The following is a 25,211-nucleotide window of genomic DNA, read 5'->3' as shown; positions in this document are numbered from 1 at the left end:
TGGGGCGCTTTTTTAATTATATTTTAATCCGCAAAGGTCAATAGACCCTAAGCGGCAATGCCACTGTGGCGTAGTAGTGCGTCTACACTTGGCTCACGACCACGGAAGTTTTTAAACAGTGCCATTGGCTCTTCACTGCCGCCTTTTTCAAGAATCTGCTGCATAAACGCTTGGCCTGTTTGTGGATTAAAAATCCCCTCTTCTTCAAATTTAGAATAGGCGTCTGCCGAAAGTACTTCAGCCCATTTGTACGAGTAATAACCTGCGCTATAACCGCCCGCAAAAATATGACTAAAGCCATGCTGAAAACGATTAAACGCTGGCGGCTTAATGACTGAGGTACGACTGCGTACATCATCAAGCACAGCTTGAATGTTACATGGTTTGTCTGCCACGTAATCGTGGTGGATTTTAAAATCAAATAACGAGAACTCAAGTTGTCTTAACATTTGCATACCTGAGTTATAATTTTTAGCCGCAAGTAGTTTATCAAGCAACTCTTTTGGTAGTGGCTCACCGGTTTCGAAGTGACCTGAGATAAAGCTAAGCGCTTCTTCCTCGTAACACCAGTTTTCTAAAAACTGACTTGGCAACTCAACGGCATCCCACGCTACCCCATTAATACCGGCAACGGGGGCTGTATCCACTTGGGTAAGCATATGATGAATACCGTGACCAAACTCATGAAACAGTGTGGTTACTTCATTATGGGTAAACAAAGCAGGCTTATCGCCAATCGCTTTATTGAAATTACACACCAGGTAAGCAACCGGTGTTTGTAGCTCGCCATTTGCGCGCACTTTTCGACCCATACAGTCATCCATCCACGCACCACCACGCTTGTGATCGCGCGCATACAAATCTAAGTAAAAACGACCACGTAAAGTGTTATTGCTGTCATAAATTTCAAAAAAGCGTACATCTTTATGGTAGCTATCAAAATCAGCGACTTCTTTTACAGTAATACCAAATAGGCGATTAACCGTTTCAAATAAGCCACTTAGTACTTTATTTGCTGGGAAGTACGGGCGAAGAACTTCATCTGAAATCGCGTACTTTTCTTGCTTTAGTTTTTCACTGTAATAACCAAAATCCCACGCCTGCATTTCACTAATACCATGCTTTTGCTCTGCATATAATTGCAGCTCTTTAAGTTCTTGCTCTGCTTGTGGTTTAGACTTAGCAGCTAAGTCTTCTAAAAATGAGAATACCTGCGCGGGTGATTCTGCCATTTTTGTAGCCAACGATTTTTCAGCGTAGTTATTAAAGCCAAGTAATTGTGCTAACTCATGACGCAGTGCAAGTTCTTCGCTCATTATGGCTGAGTTATCAAACTCTCCCGCATTAGGGCCTTGATCGGATGCACGGGTTGAAAACGCGGTGTATGTTTCTTCACGAAGTTCACGATTATCTGCATAGGTCATGATCGGCAAATATGAAGGGAAATCTAGGGTAAATACCCAGCCATCTAGCTCTTTACTTTTTGCCGTATCGGCCGCTAATGCAAGCGCTGATTCTGGTAAACCAGCCAATTGGCTTTCATCAGTAATATGCTTATGCCATGCAAGCGTGGCATCCATCACATTATTACCAAATTTTGAGGCAAGCTCTGATAAACGCGCACTAATTTCACCGTAGCGTTTTTGTTGCTCAGGATTTAACGCAATACCTGAAAGCTTAAAGTCACGTAATGCGTTAGTAATGGTTTTTTGCTGGGCAGTAGTGAGTGTTTTAAATTCGTCACTGTTATAAAGTGCGTTGTAAGCCTCATATAAACCTTGGTGCTGACCAACAAAAGTAGAGTATTCAGAAATAAGCGGTAAACATTGCTCGTAGGCTTCGCGAAGTTCATCATTGTTCATTACTGAGTTCAAATGCGATACCGGTGAAAACAATCGCGATAGTTTATCGTCAGCTTCTTCAAGGGGTAATACTAAATCTTCCCATGTGTATGATTGCTTTGCTAATACATCATTAATTGCACTGCGACAGTGCTCAATACCTTTTTTTAGTGCCGGGACAACATGCTCTGGCTTTATTTTTGAAAAAGGCGGTAAACCTTCAAGCCCGATTAGGGGATTAGTATGTGCATTGGTCATAGTGATTCTCGGTTTATGCAAAATATAAAAATTTAAGTTGGGGCAAAATACGTAAATACAAGGGCAAACCTGCTTTACTAGTTAACGAGTGTGTATCTGTAAATGATCACTTAGCAGCTTGATCTGAAATAGCATATCTTTCGTTTGATGAAGGATGTTTGATAGATTTTAGCAGCCCCGAACAAGTGACTTGCTCATCGCATATGCTATCATCGGCACAGAAAAGTTAAATTAATATTTAGAGGATTAAACATGGCTCAGCATTTTGATTACATTGCAATTGGTGGCGGTAGTGGTGGTATTGCATCAGCTAACCGTGCAGCAATGCGTGGCGCAAAAGTAGCATTAATTGAAGCTAAACACATGGGTGGCACCTGCGTAAACGTAGGGTGTGTTCCTAAAAAAGTAATGTGGCATGGCGCTCAAGTTGCTGAAGCAATTAATCTTTATGCTCCTGATTACGGTTTTGATGTTGAAGTTAAAGGCTTTGACTGGTCAAAGCTAGTAGAAAGCCGTGAAGCCTATATTGGCCGCATTCACAAAGGCTATGATAATGGTTTAGCTAAAAATGGCGTAACTGTGATCAAAGGCTTTGCAAAATTTGTGGATAGTAAAACCGTTGAAGTAAATGGTGAGCATTACACTGCTGATCACATTTTAGTCGCCGTAGGCGGACGCCCTACTATTCCTAATATTCCAGGTGCTGAACACGGTATTGATTCAAACGGCTTTTTTGAGCTGAACGAACAACCTAAGCGTGTTGCTGTTGTTGGTGCAGGTTACATTGCCGTAGAAATTGCAGGTGTGCTACACAGCCTAGGGACACAAACCCATTTATTTGTTCGTAAGAGCAAGCCGCTGCGCACCTTTGACCCATACATTATCGACACACTGGTTGATATTATGGCAAAAGAAGGCCCTACTCTGCACACTGAGTGTTCGCCAAAAGAGGTGGTAAAAGAGGCTGATGGCAGCTTAACTATTCATTTTGAAAACGGTTACAGCGAAAATGTTGATCAGGTTATTTGGGCGATTGGTCGTACACCTACAACCGATAAAATTAACCTTGCTGCAGCAGGCGTAGAAGTAAACGAAAGCGGCTATGTAAAAGTAGATGAATACCAAAACACCACGGCTAAAAATGTATACGCTGTGGGTGATATTATCGAAAATGGTATTGAGCTTACACCAGTTGCTGTAAAAGCGGGTCGTACTCTATCGGAGCGTTTATTTAATAAAGCGCTGCCGGATGATTTGAAAATGGACTACAGCCTAGTACCAACCGTGGTATTTAGCCATCCACCTATCGGCACCATTGGCTTAACTGAACAAGAGGCGATTTCTCAGTACGGCGAAGAAAATGTAAAAGTATATAAATCAAGCTTTGCGGCTATGTACACCGCAGTTACTCAGCATCGCCAAGCATGTAACATGATGCTTGTGTGTGCAGGCGATGATGAAAAAGTTGTGGGCTTACACGGTATTGGTTTTACCGTTGATGAAATGATTCAGGGTTTTGCAGTCGCCATGAAAATGGGCGCAACTAAAGCCGATTTTGATGCGGTCGTCGCACTACACCCGACGGGTTCGGAAGAGTTTGTTACCATGAGATAAGCTCGAGGTTCGAGAAAATAAAAAAACCTTGCGGTTAACATCGCAAGGTTTTTTATTTTAAATGACCAACTTTACGCGGGGTAAACCCGCTGCTAGGTAATTTCAACTCGTAGCTCGTAGCCCGTCGCCCGCTAACCTTCGTATTTTAAGCTAAATGCTCTCGGGCTAAATATTCTAACGATTGCATTTCTTGCAGGCGACTAATACAGCGTTTAAATTCAAAGTTTAAATTGCCTTGTGTGTACAGCTCAGTAATGGGTTTTTCTGCAGAGATAATTAACGTTACATTGCGCTCATAAAACTCATCAACTAGCGCAATAAAACGCCTTGCTGCATCATCATTATTTTGTCCAAGCTGTTTTACGTTTGATAAAATCACCGTGTTATATAATCGGCTTATTTCCATGTAATCCACTTGGCTACGCGCGGTTTCACACAGTTCGCTAAATTCAAACATAACGATGCAATCAGACACCTTGCGGGTTTTGATCATCCGCCCTTCTATTTCAATTGGGGTGTCTACTTTACCGGCCTCAGGGGAGAGCTTATCAAAGTATTCAAATAGGTTTTTATCAGCTTGCTCATCAAGCGGGCTGTGAAAAATTTCTGCTTGTTCCAGTGTACGTAACCGGTAATCAACACCGGAATCTACATTAACTATTTCAGTATGCTTATTCACTAAGGCAATAGCCGGTAAAAAACGAGCGCGTTGTAAGCCATTGCGGTATAAATCATCAGGTATAATATTAGAGGTTGCAACCAACACAATACCACGAGCAAATAGCGCTTCCATTAAACCACCGAGCAGCATGGCATCGGTAATGTCTTGTACAAAAAACTCATCAAAACAAATTATGTCTGTTTCTGCTTTAAAAATATCGGCAACTGTTTCTAATGGGTTTGCTGTGTTGTTTAACTTTTTAAGCTCGTCGTGTACTCGGTGCATAAAGCGGTGAAAATGCACTCGCATTTTTCTATCGCTCGGTAAAGCTTCGTAAAAAGTATCAACAAGGTAAGTTTTACCACGGCCTACGCCACCCCAAAAGTATAAACCTTTAATGGGAGCTGGCTCTGCTTTATTAAAAAGCTTTGCAAAAAAGCCTTTAGATTGTGGTTTTGCTTGTGTTAAATCGTCGTATAAACGCTGTAAATGACGAACTGCATTTTCTTGCGCTGCGTCATGTACAAAGTCATCGCGTTGAAGGTCTTGCTGGTATGTTTGCCAAGGAGTCATATCTATTTACAGTTAAAACACAGTTTAATTTGTAAAGCATATTAACACGCATCAATACTCAGGGTATATTAGACTTAGTATGAATTATTATTGAACTAAATTTTTTTAGTTATTTTCGCATAGAGGTGAATTTATGGGTACATTTACATGGGTAGGTTTAGTGATAGTGGTTGCTATTGCTGCATTTTTCGTTGGTGCCTTTGTCACTAAAAAACAATTTAAGCAAGATGAGTTAGAGCAACAAGCAGAGCAAGCTAAGCATTCGCTTGAGCAGTATCGTCAAGATGTTGCCGACCATTTAGCGAACACTGGTAAGTTAGTAAACAAAATGAAAGAAAACTACGACCAGTTATTAAGCCATGTTGAAGAAACCAATCAACTATTACTTGAAGACAGAAATAAAGCCCCTGCTGAACCGTTTTTCTCTAAAGAAACCACAGAGCAATTACAAGCGTCATTAAAAGAGCGTAGTTCAGATCGCTCAAACGCCGATGCTCAACCAGCTGATTATGTGTCGGGTAAATCAGGATTATTTGCTGGTGATGTGAATACTTCTAAAGCATCTTGATGAACTTTTTTTTGACCCCATAGTCTTTAGATATAACAGCTTTGTTGTTTTATCTTATTGATATACTTTTTTGAGGCTGCTTATTGCAGCCTTTTGCTTTTTAAGTGGAGTAAACCCTGACTATGAAAATGAAATTATCACTTATCAGTGCTGCTATTTTATCTACTAGCTTATTACTAAGTCCAGCCGCTTCGTTTGCTAAATTGCCGGTTGCCGTTAATGGTCAACAATTACCAACACTTGCCCCTATGCTTGAGCAAATTACCCCAGGTGTAGTGAGTATTCAGGTTTCAGGCTCTAAAGAGGTTCGCCGACGCGGTGACCCGCTCGATTTCTTTTTTGGCAACCCGCAGCCACGTAGCCAAAAGCGCCAGTTTAGTGGTTTAGGCTCAGGAGTTATTATTGATGCTGACAAAGGTTATGTCGTTACTAACAACCATGTAGTGCAAGACGCTGAAAAAATGGTGGTCACTCTTGAGGATGGCCGCGAATATGAAGCAACAAAAATTGGTAGCGATAAAGAGTCTGATATTGCGCTACTACAAATAGACGCAGATGAATTAACCGCAGTAAAGCTAGCTAACTCAGATGACTTACGTGTCGGTGATTTTGCCGTCGCAATTGGTAACCCTTTTGGTTTAAGCCACACGGTTACCTCAGGTATTGTTAGCGCATTAGGCCGCAGTGGCTTAAATATTGAGGGTTACGAAGATTTCATTCAAACCGATGCCGCGATAAACCAAGGTAACTCAGGTGGGGCTTTAGTTAATTTAAACGGTGAGCTGATTGGTATTAATACCGCTATTTTAGGTGCATCAGGCGGAAATGTGGGGATTGGCTTTGCTATTCCGTCAAATATGATGAAAAACCTAGTTGATCAAATTGTAGAGCATGGTGAAGTACGCCGTGGTTCGTTAGGTATTTCAGGCCGCCCTCTTGATGCAGGCCTTGCTAAAGCACAGCAGCTTGATGTTAAACAAGGGGCTTATGTTATGCAGGTAATGGATGACACCGCAGCCAGCAAAGCCGGTATTAAAGCAGGCGATGTGATTATTAGTATTAATGGTAGTGAAATTAGTGGCTTCCATGAACTACGCAGTAAAATTGCCACCTTAGGTGAGGGTCGTGAAGTACAGTTGGGGATTTACCGTGACGGTAAAGTTAAAAATGTGGAAGTAACCCTAGATGGTGCATCAGGCATTACCGCTGCGGGCGAAGAGTTACACCCAGCATTCCAAGGTGCAACGCTTGAAAACGTGAAGAAGAACAAAATGAAAGGGATTGAGGTGACCTCTGTAGACCCTCGTTCGCCATCAGCACGGGTTGGCCTTGAAGAAGGCGATGTTATTGTGCAAGTAAACCGTCAACGAGTAGAAAGCATTCGCGACATGAACAAAATTATCGAAGATATTCAAGGTAATATTGTGTTAGGTGTGAAACGCGGACGTGAATCTATTTTTGTATTAATTCAGTAATAATACAATAAAAGTAACAGCGGCACTTGCCGCTGTTATTTTTTTTGTGCCATCATAAAGGGATTGCTCACTAACAATAAGAATACCGTGCTAAAACTTCTAAAATTTGTACTTCCTCCTCTATTTGCCGGTTTAGGCATTGCTTTTTTAGTGGTTTTTTTTAGCCCTAACATGCGCACTGCATTGCTACCTAACGTGCCGCTACCCAGTGCAATGACTGCAAGTCATTTGAGCTTTTCTGACGCAGTTAAGCGCGCAGCGCCATCGGTTGTCACCATTTTTTCAGAAAGCATTTCTAAAGAGCCACGCTATAAACGCCAAAATACGGTGCAAGAGCTTGGTTCTGGAGTGATCATGTCACCTGACGGTTATATTTTGACTAATTACCATGTGATCAATAATGCCGATCAAATACTAGTTATTCTTACTGACGGCAGACGTTTTTTTGATGTGCAACTCATTGGCTTTGATACTATTACCGACTTAGCATTGTTAAAAATAAATGCCAATCACCTGCCTGTTATACCCGTTAACGATAACTACAGTTCGAGTGTAGGCGATTTAGTATTAGCCATCGGAAACCCACTTAACTTAGGGCAAACCATTACTCAGGGGATCATTAGCGCCACCGGTAAGCAAAAAATTACCGACAGTCCTTACAATAACTTACTGCAAATGGACGCTGCTATTAACGTAGGTAACTCTGGTGGTGCACTGGTAAATTCTAATGGCGATTTAGTAGGGATCACCTCTGCCCAGTTTAAAACCCGTGAAAACTTAAATATACAAGGGATCTTTTTTGCGGTGCCTTACACCTTGGCAAAAGAGGTAATGGGTAAGCTTATACGCCATGGTCGTGTTGTACGCGGCTATTTGGGCTTTGAAGGCACAGCGGTAGACAGTACAGGCAAAGAGGTCAATGATAGCTTAACGCCTGTTGCAGGCATGCGTATTACCAACCTAGACCCTTTAGGTCCTGCATGGCAGGCGGGTATAGAAGAGCAAGATATTGTGATTAAAATTGCTGGGCTTTCAGTGGCTAATCCACAAAATGTATTGAAAAAAATAGGCAGTACCGAACCGGGGAAAGAAATTGAATTTGAGCTTTACCGTAACGGTGAAATACAAAAAATAATGGTGAAAGTAGCAGAGCTCGAAACCAAGCTATAAAGCGCTTATTTATACTTTGGCATTAGACATAAAAAAACGCGATAGATCATCGCGTTTTTTATGGATTAGAATAATAATTGTATTAGTATAACTAATTGCTTTTGCGTTTGATGTTAGCACCTAGCGCACTAAGCTTATCTTCAATACGCTGATAACCTCTATCTACATGATAAATACGATCAACAACCGTTTCGCCTTGAGCCACAATCCCCGTTAGAATAAGACTCGCTGATGCACGAAGGTCAGTTGCCATTACTTGCGCACCCGATAAGCTTTTTGTTTCACCACAAAAGGCTGTATTGCCTTCTAAGCGAATATTAGCGCCCATCCGTTGAAGCTCAGGCACATGCATAAAACGATTTTCAAAAATAGTTTCGGTAATCGTCGCACTACCATTAGCCACCACATTTAATGCGGTAAACTGCGCTTGCATATCGGTTGGAAAACCTGGATGAGGCATAGTTTTAATATTCACCGCTTTAAGCTCTCGGCCTCGCATATCTAGGTAAATACTGTCATCGTGCACTTCTAATAACGCATTGGTTGCACGTAGTTTCTCTATTACAGGCTCAAGTGAATGAAAATCGGTCATTTTACATAGTACTTCGCCGCCAGCCATCGCTGCAGCCACTAAAAAGGTACCTGTTTCAATACGATCCGGTAATATACGGTGTTCACAACCTGATAAACGCTCAACCCCTTCAATCTCAATACGGCTTGAGCCCGCACCACTGATTTTAGCCCCCATAGCAATTAAGCAATTGGCTAAATCGATAATTTCTGGCTCGCGGGCAGCATTTTCTAGTACTGTTTTACCCTCGGCGAGCGTTGCCGCCATCAGTAAGTTTTCAGTAGCACCTACGCTGATCATTTCCATGAAAACTTCAGCGCCTTTTAAGCGACCATCTACTTTGGCATTAATATAACCGTTTTCAACGGTTATTTGAGCGCCCATACGCTCTAAGCCTTGAATATGAATATCAACTGGGCGTGCACCAATAGCACAGCCACCTGGCAAAGATACTTGTGCCTCACCAAATCGAGCGACTAAAGGGCCAAGTGCAAGCACTGACGCACGCATTTGCTTTACTAAGTCATAAGGCGCTAACGTGCTATTTACCGTTGCACCATCAATAATGAGTGAATCGCCCTGCCACTGAACATCAGCGCCTAACGTTTTCAGTAAGGCTTCGGTCGTGATGATATCGCGAAGATGTGGTACGTTAGTAAAAGTACTTTTGCCATCAGCTAATAAAGCTGCAAATAGAATCGGAAGAGCTGCGTTTTTAGCGCCAGAAATAGTTACTTCACCAGCCAGTGAAGTGCCACCTTGAATTACAAATTGATCCATCTAAGGGGCCTTATTTATTGCGGTAAAATGAATTTTTGCTCACGTTTCCACTCTGTCGGAGTAAAAGCGCGGATAGAAACAGCATGAATGGTACCGTCTGAAATAGTGTTCATTAATGGCCCATATACTAGCTGTTGCTTTTTAACACGACTTAATCCGTCAAAGCATTCACCGACAGCGATTACTTCATAATGACTGCCATTGGCTTTTACATGTACTTCAGCTAACTGAAGTTCGTCGCGTAATAATGTTTCGACTTGACTCGTTTCCATAACTCTCACTCAAATAGGGTTGTAACCTGGCCTAACTGCATAAGGTTTTGCAGTTGTTCAGGTGGGTTTTGCAATTCAAGGCGAATGCCTTGTTGCTTAAATTCTGTAAAAGAGTGAATTAACCAAGCTAAGCCGGCTGTGTCAACCCTTGTCACCTCACTTAGGTCAAAATAAAGGGTTTTATGCTCAGTTTGTCGCTTGGTATTCAGAAGCCGTTCATTGCCAATTGAATTATGAGTCAATTCACCACTGACTCGTAGATGCTGTTCATCGACTTGGCTGATTGCCAATTTAGTCATTTGTGTCACTGCCTCTAAACTGAACCGGTAACTTACTTTTTTGCTCTAACAGGTCGCTAACGTGGTCAATACCTTGTTGGCGTAAAATGCCCTGAAGCTCACTTTGTTTTGCATCAAGTAAGCTAATGCCTTCAGCAATCATATCGTAAGCGCGCCATTCGCCACTTCTATCTTCACGTACTTTAAAATCAATTTTAATATCAGGCTTACCGGCTTCTACAATTTTGGTTTTTACCACCACCACATCTTTGCCTTTAAAAGGCTGCTCGGCAGCAAATTCAACTTGTTGATTAGTATACTGGGTAAAAACGCCAGCATAAGTGGCAACAAGGTACTCTCTAAACGCGCCAATAAAACGCTGAATATCTTCAATTGCTTTTGCTTTTTCTGCTTTGTTGGTAATGGCGCGTACCTTAGACACTTCGCTACCTAACACTCTCAGTGCAGCATATTTGTAGTCAATGTAGGGCATCAGTTCTTCTTCAACGATGACCCGTAAATGCTCTTTGTTAGTGGTTATTAACGGCTGGTCTTTGGTAATACGCTCAAAGGTATTATCAGCAACCTGACGTACCATTTTATTAGGATCAGTCAATTTCACTTCACCGGCATGAACACTTTGTACTAGCGTGACAGTTACTAATGCGATACTTGCTAAAAATGTTTTCAACATAATAATTACTCACTACCTTGGTTGAATAAAAACTGGCCTATTAATTCTTCTAGTACCAATGCTGACTTGGTATCTGTAATAGAATCGCCGTTGGCTAATGCTTTACTTTGAACACCAAATAAATCGTCAATGGCTTGATCTTGTTCGCTGTTCGCTACATCTTCGCCTAAACATCGCTGTTTAGCTGAATCTGATGCGATAACGGGGTTAATACCTAAGTATTGCTCACCTAAAATACCCGAGGTTAAAATTGAGATAGAACTGGTATCTGAAAAACGACATAAATACTGCGCATCAATACTCATATTTACTACTGGTAAAAACTCTTGTGGGTGTACATAAATTGACTCTACACGACCAATAACAACGCCGCCCACCTTAATGGGTGCACGTGTTTTTAATGATCCTATATTTTCAAACTTGGCGTTCAATGTGTAGGTTTCACCTGAGCCGCTAATACCCGAATTAGCCACTTTGAGGGCCAGCATTGAAAATGCCAAAATGCCCAATGCTACAAAAAAACCAACTAAAATTTCTAATTTCCGTGAATTCATTATTTAATACCCTATTAGCTGGTAAACATTACCGCTGTCAAAATAAAGTCAAAACCTAATACCGCTAGTGATGAGTGCACCACTGTCTCTGTTGTTGCCTTGCTGATCCCCTCTGATGTGGGAACACAGTCATACCCTTTGTAAAGCGCAATCCAGGTAACAACAATCGCAAATACGATACTTTTAATTAAACCGTTTAGTATGTCTTTTTCAAACGACACCTGAGATTGCATAATTGACCAGAAACTTCCCGTATCAACGCCTAGCCAATCAACCCCCACTAAATGAGCACCAATAATAGCTACAGCAGAAAAAATAAGTGCCAACATTGGCATACTAATCAAACCAGCCCAAAACCGCGGCGCTATAATTCGTCTAAGCGGGTCAATGGCCATCATCTCAAGCGATGATAACTGTTCGGTGGCTTTCATTAAGCCAATTTCAGCGGTTAACGCACTGCCTGCCCTACCGGCAAATAATAATGCGGTTACTACTGGCCCAAGTTCACGTAATAAACTGAGTGCCACTAAAGGGCCTAGGCTGTCTTCAGCACCATAATCAACTAAAACAGTATAGCCTTGCAGGGCTAATACCATGCCGATAAACAATCCTGATACAACAATGATCAATAATGACTGTGAGCCAACCATATATAATTGGCGCACGAGTAAAGGTGTGCCTTTTTTAAAATTGGGTACATGCCATAACGCACTTGCCAGCATTTGGGTTGAACGCCCCAGTGCAGCAAATCGGCCCAGCGTTTTGTGGCCTATTTTTTGTAGTAAATCCAACATTACTGCTGCTCTCCTAACAGTTCATCTGCATAGGTTTGTGCTGGATAATGAAATGGCACTGGACCATCTGATAACCCTTTTAAAAACTGTTGAACAAGTGGTGATTCGTGCTCTCGCATCTGCTCTGGTGTACCACTGCCAATAACGCCTTGATCAGCAATAATAATAACGTGGTCGGCAATACTCATTACTTCTGTCACATCGTGCGTGACAATTAAAGAAGATAAGCCAAGTACTTCGTTTAAAGATTTGATCAGCTTAACTAAAACCCCCATTGAAATAGGGTCTTGTCCTGCAAAAGGCTCATCATACATAATAAGTTCAGGATCAAGCGCTATAGAGCGAGCCAAAGCTGCACGACGTGCCATACCGCCAGATAACTCTGAAGGCATTAAATCTTTAGCACCACGTAAGCCAACAGCTTGTAGTTTCATTAATACCACTAAACGGATTAAATCTTCACTGAGTTGCGTGTGCTCTCGAATGGGGAATGCAATGTTATCGAACACCGACATATCAGTAAATAAGGCACCGCTTTGAAATAACATACTCATGCGTTTACGTGCCGCGTAGAGTTCTTTGCGCGACATAGCGACAATGCTGTCGTTTTTAAATAAAATATCACCGGAGTCTGGTTTAAGCTGGCCACCTATTAGGCGTAGCATCGTGGTTTTGCCAATTCCGCTTGGCCCCATAATGGCAGTAATTTTACCCTCAGGTACGTCAAAGCTCATATTTTTATATATGACCCTATCGCCTCTAGAAAAGGTAACATCCTTGACTTCAACTATTGATTGCGACAAGTCGCTCTCCATAACAATACTCTCTCATATTTCTATTTTAAGGGTTTTTTAACCAATATGGAAAAAACAATTCGTAAGATTTTGTAATAGTGTCGCAAAAACAGTTATAAGATTGATTCAAGCAGCCTTAACTTTGGCTTAAAATTTCATATAAAAAGCGCCAAAGAATACTTAAAATAACCGCCTAATGTATTACACCTTATTCTTTTATTTATACTTTTATGGTGGCTTTTGTTACTATTCGCGCTATCTGAATTTACATTAATTGGCTTATCACAATGGTTACCTCGTTTGTCATTTTAATTCTTGGTTTTGCGGCTCTCGTATGGAGTGCAGACAGGTTTGTTTATGGTGCAGCAGCACTGGCTAAAAACTTTGGCGTGCCAACGCTAATTGTAGGTTTAACCGTGGTAGCTATGGGCTCTTCAGCGCCTGAAATGATGGTATCGGCTTCAGCAGCTTTGGCAAATAAAACCGATACTGCCGTGGGTAATGCAGTTGGTTCAAACATCACTAACATCTTATTAGTTTTAGGTATTACCGCCCTTTTAAGACCCTTATCAGTATCTTCAAGTACGTTAAAACGTGAAATTCCACTGGTACTGCTGGTCTCCATTGCAACTTGGTATATTTTTTCAGATAACTATTTTTCATTTTTTGAAGGTGCAGCCTTATTATCTGGCTTTGTTGTTTTTATTGGCGGACTTATTTTTGTCTCACTGCGAGCTAAAAACCAAGACGATCCGTTTGTGAGCGAAGCCTGTGACGAAGTACCTGACAACGTACCAACCAAAAAAGCTGTTTTTTGGCTGGTAGTGGGTATGATTTTACTGCCGGTTAGTTCACACTTTTTAGTTGGCTCAGCCGTTGATATCGCAAAATATTTTGGCTTAAGTGACTTAGTGATTGGTTTGACCATTATTGCTATAGGCACCAGCTTACCTGAACTTGCAGCTTCAATTGCAGGTGTACTTAAAAATGAAGATGACTTAGCGCTGGGTAACATAGTTGGTTCGAATATTTTTAATATTTTAGCGGTATTACCGCTGGCAGGATTAATTAATCCATCGGTTATCGATACTTCGGTTGCTAACCGTGATGTTATTATTATGATTGGCGCAACCTTGGCGCTAATTGCTATGTCATTGAACTTTAGAGGTCAAAGACGTATCAATAGAATAGAAGGTGGCTTGCTCATCGTCGCATTTATGATTTACCAAGGTTATATTTTTAGTCAAGTAGGATAGCCCATGGCAACGCTAAACTTTATTCAACAAGGGTTACGTGTTCTAGAGATTGAACGCCAAGCACTCAGCGATATTACACAATACGTTAATGAAAGATTTAACCAAGCCTGTCAATTAATGTATGACTGCTCAGGTCGTATTATTGTTATTGGCATGGGTAAATCAGGCCATATTGGTAACAAAATAGCCGCCACTCTTGCCAGTACCGGCAGCCCCGCATTTTTTGTTCACCCGGGTGAAGCAAGCCATGGTGATTTAGGAATGATCACAGCAAATGACGTGGTTATCCTCATTTCAAACTCTGGTGAAACCAGCGAAGTACTTAATATTATTCCAGTATTAAAGCGCATTGGTGCCAAAATGATTGCCATGACAGGCAACCAAGGCTCAACCATGGCAACATTGGCAAATGTGCATGTGTGTATTAAAGTTGAACAAGAAGCCTGCTCATTGGGCTTAGCACCTACTGCAAGTACCACTGCCACACTCGCTATGGGTGATGCCATGGCGGTGGCATTATTAGAAGCACGCGGCTTTACTGCTGATGATTTTGCACTATCGCACCCTGGTGGTAGCTTAGGCAAGCGATTACTCTTAACTCTTAAAGATGTTATGCACAGTGGTGCTGATACGCCTATCATAAACGAGACGCAAACGATTAAAGATGCCTTGATTGAAATGTCGGCCAAAGGACTCGGCATGACCGCTATTGTTGATAGTGACCAGCAATTATCAGGCCTGTTTACCGATGGCGATTTACGCCGTATTTTAGAGCAACGTATTGACATTCATAGCACTGAAATTAATGTTGTGATGACCAAGTCGTGTACTACAGCCACCCAAGAGATGCTCGCGGCTGAAGCGTTAAATATTATGGAACAAAAACGTATTAATGGCTTAATTGTAATTAATGAGCATAATCAACCGATTGGCGCACTAAATATGCAAGACTTACTTAAAGCGGGAGTGCTATAAATGCAATTTGAAGATCTCTATCAACCGCTAAGTGATGATGCAAAGGCGCGCGCAAAAAAAGTAAAGCTATTAATTTGTGATATTGATGGTGTATTTTCTGATGGCCGTATTTACCTTGGAAACCAAGGTGAAGAACTCAAAGCATTTAACACCAAAGACGGATTTGGTATCAAAGCCCTGATTAACAGCGGTTTTGAAGTCGCCGTGATCACCGGGCGCCATTCTCATATAGTGCAGCAACGTATGAGCAGTTTAACCGTACAACATATATATCAAGGCCAAGAAGACAAACTCATAGCCTATCAAGAATTAAAACAAAAATTAGCGCTTAGCGATGAGCAAATTGCTTATATAGGTGATGATGGCCCAGACATGCCAGTAATGGAGCAAGTCGGTTTTGCGGTAGCCGTAAACGATGCTCATCCACTTATTAAACGTTTATCACATTATGTAACCCAACTGCCCGGCGGTTTTGGTGCGGTAAGAGAGCTGACAGACTTACTTATGCTCGAAAATAACAAGCCACTAACTAGCCAAGGAACGAGTTCATGAATGTAGCGCGCATTATACTGAGCGTTTTATTCATAAGCTGTATGGTTTGGCTCTGGTATCCTTATTTTACTAAGGTTGATATAACTGCAAGCGAAGAAACACAAGTTATTGCTAAGCCTGATTATACCGCTATTGAGCTAAAACAAACGGCTTATAATGAACAAGGTAAAGTGAGCCATAAGGTAACTGCGGTAAAAATGGAGTTGTATCAACAACTCGGTTTTACCTTTTTTGAAAAGCCTATATTCACTTTATACAACGAGCAGCAAACATGGCGTATTAACGCCGATGAAGCCACACTCTACGACGACCGTCAACTGGTGTTAGAGGGTAATGTAACCGCTCAAAATTTAGTAGATAACGCCATGATCGATACGATCACCGCCCAGACCATCAATGTTGATATAAAACTATTAACCATGCAATCACAGCAGCCTGTCGTTATTACAGGACCTAATTTAAAAATCACAGGTAAAGGCCTTGAGGCCGATTTAAAAACCGAGGTGATTAAACTTATTAACCATACGCGAACCCTATATTATGACCAATAACCTATTTAAAATTTTAATTGTTCCCTCACTATTAATTGCTTTTAACAGTAATGGCGCTGAACCTGCTGAAGCCCCCGCTGCAAATCAAATTTCAATTAGTGCAGATAAGCAAGAAGGTCAATTAAAAGAAAACGTAGGCATTTTTGAGAAAAATGTTGAAATTATTCATGGTAATCGCCGTATCACAGCTGACCGTTTAGAAGTGCATAAACGCGATGACCTAGGCGATAACAAACAGTTATTAATTGCCACAGGCAGCCCTGCATATTTTGAAGAAACACAAGCTGATGGCACCATAATGAGCGCCAGTGCTAATGAAGTGCGTTACGATGTGTCGCTGCGTTTTTTAACCTTAATCGGCGATGCAAGCATTGCTCAAGCAGGTCAAAAAATAACAGCTAAAAGTATCACTTACGATATCGAGCAGCAGTTAATTAGCGCAGAAAAAGACGAAAACTCAACAGACCGTGTACACACTATTTTAGTCCCTGTTGAAAATAAAAAAGAAGATGATAAAGGCCAACCATGAGCACATTAAAAGCAGAGCTATTAGCTAAAAGCTACAAAGGTCGTGAAGTTGTAAAAAACGTTGGCCTAGAGGTTGAAGCTGGCAGTATTGTGGGGTTACTTGGCCCTAATGGTGCAGGTAAAACCACCACTTTTTATATGATTGTAGGCCTTGTCCCTAGCGATAAAGGCAAAATATCAATTGATGATAAAGATATTACTTTATTACCGATGCACAGCCGAGCGCGTTTAGGGATTGGTTATTTACCGCAAGAGTCGTCTATTTTTAGAAAGCTGACTGTTTATCAAAACTTAATGGCTATCTTAGAAACACGTAAAGAATTAAATAAACAACAACGCGAAGATACCTTAAATAATTTACTTGATGAATTTAGCATTCAGCATATCCGCGATAGTCAAGGTATGGCTTTATCAGGTGGTGAACGTCGCCGCGTTGAAATTGCTCGCGCGTTAGCAGCAAACCCTAAATTTATCCTTTTAGACGAACCCTTTGCGGGGGTTGATCCTATCTCAGTATTAGATATTAAAAAGATTATAGAGCATCTTAAAAACCGAGGAATTGGCGTACTTATCACAGATCACAACGTACGCGAAACTCTTGATGTTTGTGAAAAAGCCTACATAGTTTCTCATGGGGAGTTAATTGCATCAGGCACTCCAGAATATGTATTAAACGATAAAACAGTACGCGATGTTTATTTAGGCGAGCAGTTCAAGCTCTAATATGTGTGTTATTACACTAAGCATCTGCTAAGATTAATTATACTTAGGTCTGTTGACCTTTCAAGGTTGAATTTGCAGCAGTCTGTTTGGTATTTAGGCAAGGCAGAGCCTATGTGGTGTGGTATTCCCCATAAATAGGCGATAACGCAGCATCAATGCCAAACAGGCGCTGCCCTTCGGGTTCTGCCTAGGGACGATTTACTCTTTGTTGCTCGGTTTTGACTTAGCCCACTAGGTTACAAACCTCGCGCCGCAATTAAACCGCCCCTAGTTTGAACAAATTTTAATCCGTAAAGGTCAACAGACCGTAATTTAAAAGGATTGTTAGAGATACATGAGGCAATCATTACAGCTGCGCATGGGCCAGCAACTTACAATGACTCCACAGTTGCAACAAGCAATTCGCTTATTGCAACTCAGTACATTGGATCTCCAGCAAGAAATTCAAGAAGCGCTCGATAGCAACCCCTTGCTTGAAGTTGAAGAACACGATTACAGCGAAGACACTGCAGGTAAAAACGAACAAAAAGCCGATAACGATGACTTAACGCTAAGTGCCTCAGCTGACGATAAACCTAGCGAGTATGAGCAAGATAGCGGCGAAGCAATGACCAAAGACACCATTAGCGATGATATGGCTATGGATGTTACTTGGGATGAATATATGAGCGCTGCGCCTGCCTCTTCATCGGGCCCAATGCCAGAAGATGAATCTATTTATCAAGGCTCTTCGACTGAAACGCTGCATGAGTATTTAATGTGGCAACTTCAACTGACGCCGTTTAGTCCTACCGATGAAGCGATAGCTATTGCAATTGTAGAAGCTGTGGACGATTCAGGGATTCTAACCCTTAGCTGTGAAGAAATATTAGAAAGCTTTAACCAAGAAAACGACGGCGAAGATGAAGTTGAACTTGACGAAATAGAAGCGGTACTAAAGCGTATTCAACTATTTGATCCAGTGGGAATAGCCGCGCGTAGTTTACAAGAGTGCTTGTGTATTCAGCTAAATCAATTTGATAAAGACACACCTTTTTTAAACGAAACAAAAATGATCTTAACCGATCATATTGATTTACTTGCTGCACGTGACTATCGCACGTTAATGAAAAAAACAAAGCTTAAAGAAGATGAGCTAAAAGAAATCATGACGTTGATTCATACGCTCAGCCCAAAACCGGCAGACACTATTGTCAGAGAAGAGTCTGAATACGTTATTCCTGATGTGTCGGTTAAAAAAGTTAAAGGTCGTTGGGTAGTTGAATTAAACCCAGATAGCATGCCTAAGATCAGAGTAAATAGCCAATATGCAGCTATGTCGCGTACGGTTAAATCAAGTGGTGATAGCCAATTTATTCGCTCGCACTTACAAGAGGCTAAATGGTTTATAAAAAGCTTAGAAAGTAGAAATGACACGCTACTTAAAGTAACCAACTGTATTGTGCAGCAGCAACAGGCCTTTTTTGAACACGGTCCTGAGGCTATGAAGCCTATGGTGCTTAACGATGTGGCTGAAATGGTGGAAATGCATGAGTCGACTATATCGCGTGTTACTACGCAAAAATACATGCATACACCACGTGGCATTTTTGAGCTTAAATATTTCTTTTCAAGCCATGTAAGTACTGAAAATGGTGGCGAATGTTCATCAACAGCAATACGTGCATTAATTAAAAAATTAATCGCTGCAGAAAACTCAGCTAAACCATTGAGTGATAGTAAAATTGCAGATATATTGGCAGAGCAAGGAATTAAAGTAGCGAGGAGAACCATTGCAAAATATCGCGAATCTCTAGCTATTCCCCCGTCTAATCAACGTAAAAGTTTGATTTAAGGCGTACAACAAAGAGGAAAATGTTTATGCAACTGAATTTAACTGGTCGCCATGTAGATATTACCGACTCGCTTAGAGACTACGTAAATAGTAAATTTTCGAAGTTACAGAGGCACACTGATCACATAACGAATGTGCACGTTATTCTCGATGTAGAAAAACTAAACCAAAAAGCTGAAGCAACCGTTCATGTTAGTGGCGCTGAGATTTTTGCCTCTACTGAGCATCAAGATATGTATGCCGCTATAGACTCGCTCATTGACAAGCTAGATCGTCAAGTAATTAAACACAAAGAGAAACTTGCTCGACACTAACACTATGAAACTAAGCTCACTTATCTGTCAGGACTGCAGTAAAGCTGCGGTCCTTTTTAATAGTAAAAAAAGAATTTTAGAATTTATCAGTGAATTGGCTCACAATAAGCTGCCCTATTTAACACAACAAGATATTCTTAATGCATTAACTGCAAGAGAAAAGCTTGGAAGTACAGGCATTGGCCGAGGCATTGCTATTCCACATGGTCGCATGAGTGGTGCTCAAGAGCCCCTTGCTTTGATTTTAGTGAGCGAAACAGCTATTAATTTTGATGCGATTGATAACCGACCGGTTGACATTTTTGTCGCGTTAATTGTTCCCGATGGCGATAATCAGCAGCATTTGAAGACGCTAGCCACGATTGCTGATAAGCTCAATGATAAAGAATTTTGTAAACAGTTACGCGCCGCCAAATCGGATAGCGAACTATATCAGGTTATCGTCAGTCAATCGTAGTAACAAAGAAAGGTGATAAATGGAATTAATAATTATAAGCGGTCGTTCAGGGTCAGGTAAATCTGTGGCGTTACGCGTTGTGGAAGACTTAGGTTATTATTGTGTAGACAATATTCCTCTTAATTTATTACCATCATTAGTGCGCAGTGTTTCCGACAGTTATAATAAAATTGCCGTGAGTGTTGATGTACGTAACCTACCTAAAGAGCAACAGCAGTTTAATGAAATCATTGAATATTTACCTGGTTTTACTAAACCAACGGTATTTTATTTAGACAGTGACGATCAAACATTAATAAAACGTTTTTCAGAAACGCGACGTCTCCACCCTTTATCTATTGATTCTTTGCCGCTTGATTTAGCCATAAAAAAAGAAAAACAACTGCTTGATGTATTGATTAATCGTGCTGATTATATGATTGATACCACAGATTTAAGTGTGCATCAGCTTGCTGAGTCTATTCGTGAAAAAATACTCGGAAAAAAAGATAAACAACTGATCATTACCTTTGAGTCATTTGGTTTTAAACACGGCATCCCTAAAGAAGCAGATTACGTATTCGATGCCCGCTTTTTACCAAACCCGCATTGGGAGCCTGAACTTAAGCCACTTACAGGGCTGGACCAACCAGTAAAAGACTACCTAGCAAGTCACAGTATAGTGCAAAAATTTACATGGCAAATTCAAACATTTGTGCAAACATGGTTGCCGCATTTAGAACGAAATAACCGCAGCTACTTAACCATTGCAATTGGCTGTACTGGTGGGCAACACCGCTCTGTTTATTTAGCGCAAACCATTGGTGAAAGCTTTGCAATGAGCCATCCTAATGTAAAAATTCGCCACCGAGAACAAGAATAAAGCTTGCGAGAAGATGTCATGCGCTTAGAAAATACATTTTTAATAAAAAACAAATTAGGATTACACGCTAGAGCGGCGACAGTATTAGCTCAGCTTTCTGTGCAATTTGATGCCACAATCACTTTATTTCAAGATGACAAACAGGCCGCTGGCGATAGCGTGCTGGCACTTATGTTGCTCGAAAGTAGCCAAGGCAAAGAAGTTAAGGTGGTATGCGAAGGCCCCGACGCTGAGCCTGCACTTAGCGCAATAGGTGAACTAATTGACCAACGATTTAATGAGCAAGAATAAAAAAGTTCATTATTAACTCATCATCCTAAGCTTAGGTTAATAGTGGTTGAGGTAGTTTGCTCACATAAAGTAAGATAAACTAAAATTGAATAGCATTTATACCCTTCCAGCATGTAATACAATTTAATTAAGGACGCCAATGCCTGAAGCTTTAGAACAAGATATTCCACTACAACAACTAAAACAGGTGACTAAGTCACTAAATAGTGGTCAATTTGTTCAAGTTAGACGCATGCTGGCAAAGACGGCGCCTTGTGATACCGCACTTCTTTTAGAATCATCCCCGCATAAAATTCGCCGTATGCTCTGGCAGCTCGTTGATCCTGATGTACAAGGTGATGTGCTTGAAGAGCTTTCTGAAGATGTACGTTTGGGCATTATTGCGCAAATGGCACCCGAGCACATTGCTGCTGCAACCGAAGACATGGGCCATGATGACTTAGGGGAAGTACTACGTAGCCTACCTGACACCGTTTATAAAGATGTTGTTAGCGCTATGGATATTCAAGATAGAGAACGTGCAACGCAGGCTTTATCGTATCAAGAGCGCTCTGCTGGCGCATTGATGAATATCGATACCGTTACTATTCGCCCCGATGTGACTCTAGATGTGGTACTGCGTTATATTCGCTTACGCGGCGAATTACCTGAGGGTACAGATGACTTATATGTGGTTGATGAAAATAACTGCTTTTTAGGCGCCCTATCGCTGAGCACTTTATTAACCAACCCCCCTGAAAAAATTGTTCATGATTTAATGGATGAAGACTGTGAGTCTATTCCTATTTCAATGGATGAGAGCGAAGTTGCACAATTGTTTGAGCGTCATAATTGGATATCGGCACCGGTTGTTGATGACAACGCACACTTGCTTGGGCGGATCACCATTGATGATATCGTTGATGTTATACGTGAAGACGCTGAGCACAGTTTACTGGGTTTAGCGGGTTTAGATGATGAAGAAGATACCTTTGCACCTGTGTTGAAAAGCTCTAAAAAGCGCTCAATTTGGCTGGGTGTAAACTTACTAACTGCATTGCTGGCTGCAATTGTGGCGAGCTTTTTTGAAAACACCTTAGCTATATTACCAATTCTTGCTGTGCTCAATGGCATTGTCCCGTCAATGGGTGGGGTTGCAGGCAGCCAAACCTTAACTTTGGTTATTCGCGGTATCGCGGTGGGTCATATCAACCAAACTAACCAACGTTTTTTATTATTAAAAGAACTCGCTATCGGTGCGATTAACGGTATGGTTTGGTCTATCCTAATTGCCGGTGTTGTTGCGCTTTGGCAATGGGATTTCAAACTCGGTGGTGTTTTAGCGTTTGCTATGTTTATGAATTTAGTTGCAGCAGGTATTGCGGGTGCTAGTATCCCACTATTGCTTAAAAAAATGAAAATAGATCCAGCACTTGCAGGCAGTGTGGTACTAACCACGGTAACTGATATTGTTGGTATATTTGCCTTCTTAGGTACTGCGACTTGGTTATTGATTTAATCTTTTTATAAACGTTTTTAAACAAAAACACCGCATCAATACGCGGTGTTTTTGTTTAAGCCGATAGTTACTTTACATAAGTTAAGGCTACTTAGCGCGCTGGCGATTACCACCTACCTTAGGTTTAGTGTTGGCTTTTTTAAACTGGCTAAAGCCAGTATGACGAGTAAGCGCAGGACGACCGCCCTTGTTACCTTTTCCGCCTTTGGTTTGTCTTTCATCTCGTCCTTCTTCAGGGACTAAACAGTTAGGCCCTTTACCAATAAGCTTGGCTTTGCCCATGTTACGCAGGGCTTCGCGGATCATTGGCCAACCGGCAGGATCGTGATAGCGTAAAATCGCTTTATGCAAACGACGTTGGCGCGCTCCCTTAGGCACAGGTACTTGCTCCGTATTATTTTTAATATTACGTAGCGAGTTCATTTCTGTGTGGTAAATGGTGGTTGCGTTGGCCATCGGTGATGGATAAAAATTTTGTACCTGATCAAGCTTAAAATCATTCGATTTCAACCATAAAGCCATGTTTACCATGTCTTCATCTTTAGTCCCCGGGTGAGCAGAAATAAAGTATGGAATTAAATACTGCTTTTTACCCGCTTCTTTTGAGTACTTATCAAATAACGCTTTAAATTCATCATAGGCGCCCATACCTGGTTTCATCATTTTTGATAATGGGCCATCTTCTGTGTGTTCAGGTGCTATTTTTAAATATCCACCAACATGATGGGTTACTAGCTCTTTAACGTAACGAGGATCACGTACTGCAAGGTCATAACGCACGCCCGAAGCAATTAAGATCTTTTTGATCCCTTTGACCTCACGCGCTTTTTTATATAAGTCGATAGTGGGTGTGTGATCGGTATCCATATGCTTACAAATATCAGGATACACACACGACAAGCGACGGCACGTACTCTCTGCTTTTTTACTGGTACAACGCAGTTTGTACATATTTGCAGTTGGCCCACCTAAATCAGAGATAACCCCAGTAAAGCCCGGCACTTTATCTCTAATTTGTTCAATTTCTTCGATAATCGATTCTTGAGAACGGCTTTGTATTATGCGCCCCTCATGCTCGGTAATAGAACAAAACGAACAGCCGCCAAAACAGCCGCGCATAATATTTACCGACGTTTTAATCATATCGTAAGCAGGGATTTTATCATCGCCATAACTTGGATGTGGTATACGCTGGTAAGGTAAACCAAACACGTCATCCATTTCCTGAGTTTCAAGCGGATAAGCCGGCGGATTCACCCAAATAGAACGATCGCCATGACGCTGAAATAACGCCCTTGCACAACCTGGGTTGGTTTCTTGATGTAAAATACGTGATGCATGGGCATACAAAGGCTTATTAACGCTAACCTGCTCAAATGCCGGCAGTTTAACGTAAGTTTTTTCCCACGGCTTAGGACGAGCAGGCTGGATGGTAATTGGTTTTGCAGCTTCTGCTTGTAAATCGATGCCGGCTTGCTTAAATTCTGATTTAGCACAGCCCACATCATCCGCGCCATAAGGATTAGGAATAGGGTCTATTTTACCAATTTTATCAATGGCTGTTGAGTCACTGCCACGCCAACCAGGTAAAGGCTCTTTACGAATAACTGCCGTGCCTCTAACATCCTGTATGGTATCGATGGTTTCACCGGCAGCGATACGATGCGCTACTTCAACTAACGGGCGTTCGGCATTACCATAAATTAAAATATCGCCTTTAGCGTCAAATAATACGCTACGACGTACTTTTTCTTGCCAGTAATCATAATGAGCAATACGGCGCAGACTGGCTTCAATGCCCCCTAACACTAATGGCACATCTTTGTAGGCTTCACGACAGCGTTGTGAATAAATGATCACTGCGCGATCTGGGCGTTTACCGCCGACATTTCCTGGTGTGTATGCGTCATCATGGCGCATTCGTTTTTCAGCGGTGTAACGATTGATCATCGAGTCCATATTACCGGCTGTAATACCAAAAAATAAGTTAGGCTTACCCAATGCCATAAACGCATCTTTAGAGTTCCAATCTGGTTGAGCAATAATACCCACTCTAAAACCTTGCGCTTCTAGCACTCGGCCAATTACGGCCATCCCAAAACTAGGATGGTCTACATAAGCATCACCGCTAATAATAATAATATCGCAGCTATCCCAGCCAAGCGCGTCCATTTCTTCGCGTGTTGTTGGTAAAAATGGAGCTGTGCCATAACACTCAGCCCAATACTTGGGGTATGAGAATAAGGCGCGTTCAGCTTTTAATGTGCTCATAAAATTGGCCGTTCAATAACAAAAGGCGCGAATTATACCCTATCGACATCCCCGTTGATATAGCACAAAATGAAAGCGCTGATTAAAAATTGTTTACCTTTATTGCATTACTAAAACTAATAAATCATCTAAACTTATTACGGCTAATGTCTGCTTTTGGAATAATACAAGGTAGATAAAATAGATCAAAAGCAACCGTGAC

The 25,211-nt window shown here is 41.4% G+C and carries 26 protein-coding genes; 16 read left to right on the top strand and 10 right to left on the bottom strand.

The genetic code is table 11. From position 1 onward, the window contains the following. Positions 1-47: 47 nt before the first annotated feature. Positions 48-2,099, bottom strand: coding sequence for an oligopeptidase A (gene prlC / locus PTET_RS02045; RefSeq protein ID WP_096038117.1), 2,052 nt, complete (start codon positions 2,097-2,099; stop codon positions 48-50). A 252-nt stretch (positions 2,100-2,351) separates the two neighbouring features. Here prlC and gorA point away from each other — a divergent pair, with 252 nt between their 5' ends. Further along, positions 2,352-3,713, top strand: a complete 1,362-nt coding sequence (gene gorA, locus PTET_RS02040) for a glutathione-disulfide reductase (RefSeq protein WP_028834537.1) — start codon at positions 2,352-2,354, stop codon at positions 3,711-3,713. A 145-nt stretch (positions 3,714-3,858) separates the two neighbouring features. Here gorA and zapE read toward each other — a convergent pair whose 3' ends face one another. Beyond that, positions 3,859-4,947 (bottom strand): cell division protein ZapE, encoded by a 1,089-nt coding sequence (zapE, locus tag PTET_RS02035; RefSeq protein ID WP_024601625.1) that lies wholly within the window; start codon positions 4,945-4,947, stop codon positions 3,859-3,861. 133 nt (positions 4,948-5,080) lie between these two features. Between zapE and PTET_RS02030 the strand changes: the two genes are divergently transcribed. The 3 genes from PTET_RS02030 (at position 5,081) to PTET_RS02020 (ending at position 8,160) form a co-directional block, all read left to right on the top strand. After that, complete coding sequence (locus PTET_RS02030; protein WP_008115546.1) at positions 5,081-5,515, top strand: YhcB family protein; 435 nt, start codon at positions 5,081-5,083, stop codon at positions 5,513-5,515. Between the two features lie 122 nt (positions 5,516-5,637). Further along, positions 5,638-6,990, top strand: a complete 1,353-nt coding sequence (locus tag PTET_RS02025) for a Do family serine endopeptidase (protein ID WP_096038116.1) — start codon at positions 5,638-5,640, stop codon at positions 6,988-6,990. 87 nt (positions 6,991-7,077) lie between these two features. Next, complete coding sequence (locus tag PTET_RS02020) at positions 7,078-8,160, top strand: trypsin-like peptidase domain-containing protein (RefSeq protein WP_013463993.1); 1,083 nt, start codon at positions 7,078-7,080, stop codon at positions 8,158-8,160. A gap of 91 nt (positions 8,161-8,251) precedes the next feature. On the opposite strand, the gene murA is transcribed toward PTET_RS02020, so the two are convergent. The 7 genes from murA to PTET_RS01985 are packed head-to-tail and all read right to left on the bottom strand — an operon-like array spanning position 8,252 to position 12,918. Then, on the bottom strand, positions 8,252-9,511 hold the full coding sequence (gene murA, locus PTET_RS02015; protein WP_008465122.1) for a UDP-N-acetylglucosamine 1-carboxyvinyltransferase: 1,260 nt from the start codon (positions 9,509-9,511) through the stop codon (positions 8,252-8,254). Positions 9,512-9,525: 14 nt separating this feature from the next. After that, positions 9,526-9,783, bottom strand: coding sequence for a BolA family protein (locus PTET_RS02010; RefSeq protein ID WP_007378312.1), 258 nt, complete (start codon positions 9,781-9,783; stop codon positions 9,526-9,528). Between the two features lie 5 nt (positions 9,784-9,788). Then, positions 9,789-10,082, bottom strand: coding sequence for an STAS domain-containing protein (locus tag PTET_RS02005; protein ID WP_008465119.1), 294 nt, complete (start codon positions 10,080-10,082; stop codon positions 9,789-9,791). Continuing rightward, positions 10,075-10,755, bottom strand: a complete 681-nt coding sequence (locus tag PTET_RS02000) for an MlaC/ttg2D family ABC transporter substrate-binding protein (RefSeq protein WP_013463991.1) — start codon at positions 10,753-10,755, stop codon at positions 10,075-10,077. The genes PTET_RS02005 and PTET_RS02000 overlap by 8 nt, the downstream gene beginning before the upstream one ends. A gap of 5 nt (positions 10,756-10,760) precedes the next feature. After that, positions 10,761-11,309, bottom strand: a complete 549-nt coding sequence (gene mlaD / locus PTET_RS01995; protein WP_013463990.1) for an outer membrane lipid asymmetry maintenance protein MlaD — start codon at positions 11,307-11,309, stop codon at positions 10,761-10,763. Between the two features lie 14 nt (positions 11,310-11,323). Continuing rightward, positions 11,324-12,103 (bottom strand): lipid asymmetry maintenance ABC transporter permease subunit MlaE, encoded by a 780-nt coding sequence (gene mlaE / locus PTET_RS01990; protein ID WP_013463989.1) that lies wholly within the window; start codon positions 12,101-12,103, stop codon positions 11,324-11,326. Then, complete coding sequence (locus tag PTET_RS01985; RefSeq protein ID WP_013463988.1) at positions 12,103-12,918, bottom strand: ATP-binding cassette domain-containing protein; 816 nt, start codon at positions 12,916-12,918, stop codon at positions 12,103-12,105. The genes mlaE and PTET_RS01985 overlap by 1 nt, the downstream gene beginning before the upstream one ends. A 266-nt stretch (positions 12,919-13,184) precedes the next feature. On the opposite strand from PTET_RS01985, the gene PTET_RS01980 reads away from it, so the two are divergent. The 12 genes from PTET_RS01980 to mgtE all read left to right on the top strand — a co-directional run bounded on the left by PTET_RS01980 (position 13,185) and on the right by mgtE (position 22,738). Next, positions 13,185-14,153: a calcium/sodium antiporter gene (locus tag PTET_RS01980; RefSeq protein WP_013463987.1), complete on the top strand. Its 969-nt coding sequence runs from the start codon at positions 13,185-13,187 to the stop codon at positions 14,151-14,153. Between the two features lie 3 nt (positions 14,154-14,156). Further along, positions 14,157-15,128 carry a KpsF/GutQ family sugar-phosphate isomerase gene (locus PTET_RS01975; RefSeq protein WP_096038115.1) on the top strand — a complete coding sequence of 324 codons (972 nt, stop codon included), beginning with the start codon at positions 14,157-14,159 and terminating at the stop codon, positions 15,126-15,128. After that, positions 15,129-15,680, top strand: a complete 552-nt coding sequence (gene kdsC / locus PTET_RS01970) for a 3-deoxy-manno-octulosonate-8-phosphatase KdsC (protein ID WP_013463985.1) — start codon at positions 15,129-15,131, stop codon at positions 15,678-15,680. It begins immediately after the preceding gene. Next, complete coding sequence (lptC, locus tag PTET_RS01965; RefSeq protein WP_024601343.1) at positions 15,677-16,231, top strand: LPS export ABC transporter periplasmic protein LptC; 555 nt, start codon at positions 15,677-15,679, stop codon at positions 16,229-16,231. Before kdsC ends, lptC begins: the two co-directional genes overlap by 4 nt. After that, entirely contained in the window at positions 16,221-16,760 is a 540-nt protein-coding gene (gene lptA / locus PTET_RS01960) for a lipopolysaccharide transport periplasmic protein LptA (protein WP_016900279.1), read from the top strand. Before lptC ends, lptA begins: the two co-directional genes overlap by 11 nt. Further along, positions 16,757-17,482 (top strand): LPS export ABC transporter ATP-binding protein, encoded by a 726-nt coding sequence (gene lptB / locus PTET_RS01955; protein ID WP_013463982.1) that lies wholly within the window; start codon positions 16,757-16,759, stop codon positions 17,480-17,482. Before lptA ends, lptB begins: the two co-directional genes overlap by 4 nt. A gap of 334 nt (positions 17,483-17,816) precedes the next feature. Beyond that, positions 17,817-19,316 carry an RNA polymerase factor sigma-54 gene (locus PTET_RS01950; RefSeq protein WP_024601344.1) on the top strand — a complete coding sequence of 500 codons (1,500 nt, stop codon included), beginning with the start codon at positions 17,817-17,819 and terminating at the stop codon, positions 19,314-19,316. 26 nt (positions 19,317-19,342) lie between these two features. Continuing rightward, a complete protein-coding gene (gene hpf / locus PTET_RS01945; protein ID WP_010390562.1) occupies positions 19,343-19,630 on the top strand; it encodes a ribosome hibernation promoting factor in 288 nt (95 codons plus the stop codon). 4 nt (positions 19,631-19,634) lie between these two features. Continuing rightward, positions 19,635-20,087, top strand: a complete 453-nt coding sequence (gene ptsN, locus PTET_RS01940; protein WP_013463980.1) for a PTS IIA-like nitrogen regulatory protein PtsN — start codon at positions 19,635-19,637, stop codon at positions 20,085-20,087. A gap of 19 nt (positions 20,088-20,106) precedes the next feature. Beyond that, the gene (gene rapZ, locus PTET_RS01935; protein ID WP_010390558.1) at positions 20,107-20,949 is read left to right on the top strand and encodes an RNase adapter RapZ; all 843 of its coding nucleotides are present in this window, start codon (positions 20,107-20,109) and stop codon (positions 20,947-20,949) included. An 18-nt stretch (positions 20,950-20,967) separates the two neighbouring features. Beyond that, a complete protein-coding gene (locus tag PTET_RS01930; RefSeq protein WP_013463979.1) occupies positions 20,968-21,240 on the top strand; it encodes an HPr family phosphocarrier protein in 273 nt (90 codons plus the stop codon). Positions 21,241-21,379: 139 nt separating this feature from the next. Further along, positions 21,380-22,738, top strand: a complete 1,359-nt coding sequence (gene mgtE / locus PTET_RS01925; RefSeq protein ID WP_024601347.1) for a magnesium transporter — start codon at positions 21,380-21,382, stop codon at positions 22,736-22,738. 87 nt (positions 22,739-22,825) lie between these two features. Here the strand turns inward: mgtE and PTET_RS01920 are convergent, their stop codons facing one another. Continuing rightward, positions 22,826-25,009, bottom strand: a complete 2,184-nt coding sequence (locus tag PTET_RS01920) for a YgiQ family radical SAM protein (protein ID WP_024601348.1) — start codon at positions 25,007-25,009, stop codon at positions 22,826-22,828. Positions 25,010-25,211 lie beyond the last annotated feature (202 nt).

Origin of the sequence: Pseudoalteromonas tetraodonis (assembly GCF_002310835.1) — a bacterium.
Taxonomy (GTDB): domain Bacteria; phylum Pseudomonadota; class Gammaproteobacteria; order Enterobacterales; family Alteromonadaceae; genus Pseudoalteromonas; species Pseudoalteromonas tetraodonis.
This window is presented reverse-complemented; position numbering and strand designations above follow the sequence as displayed.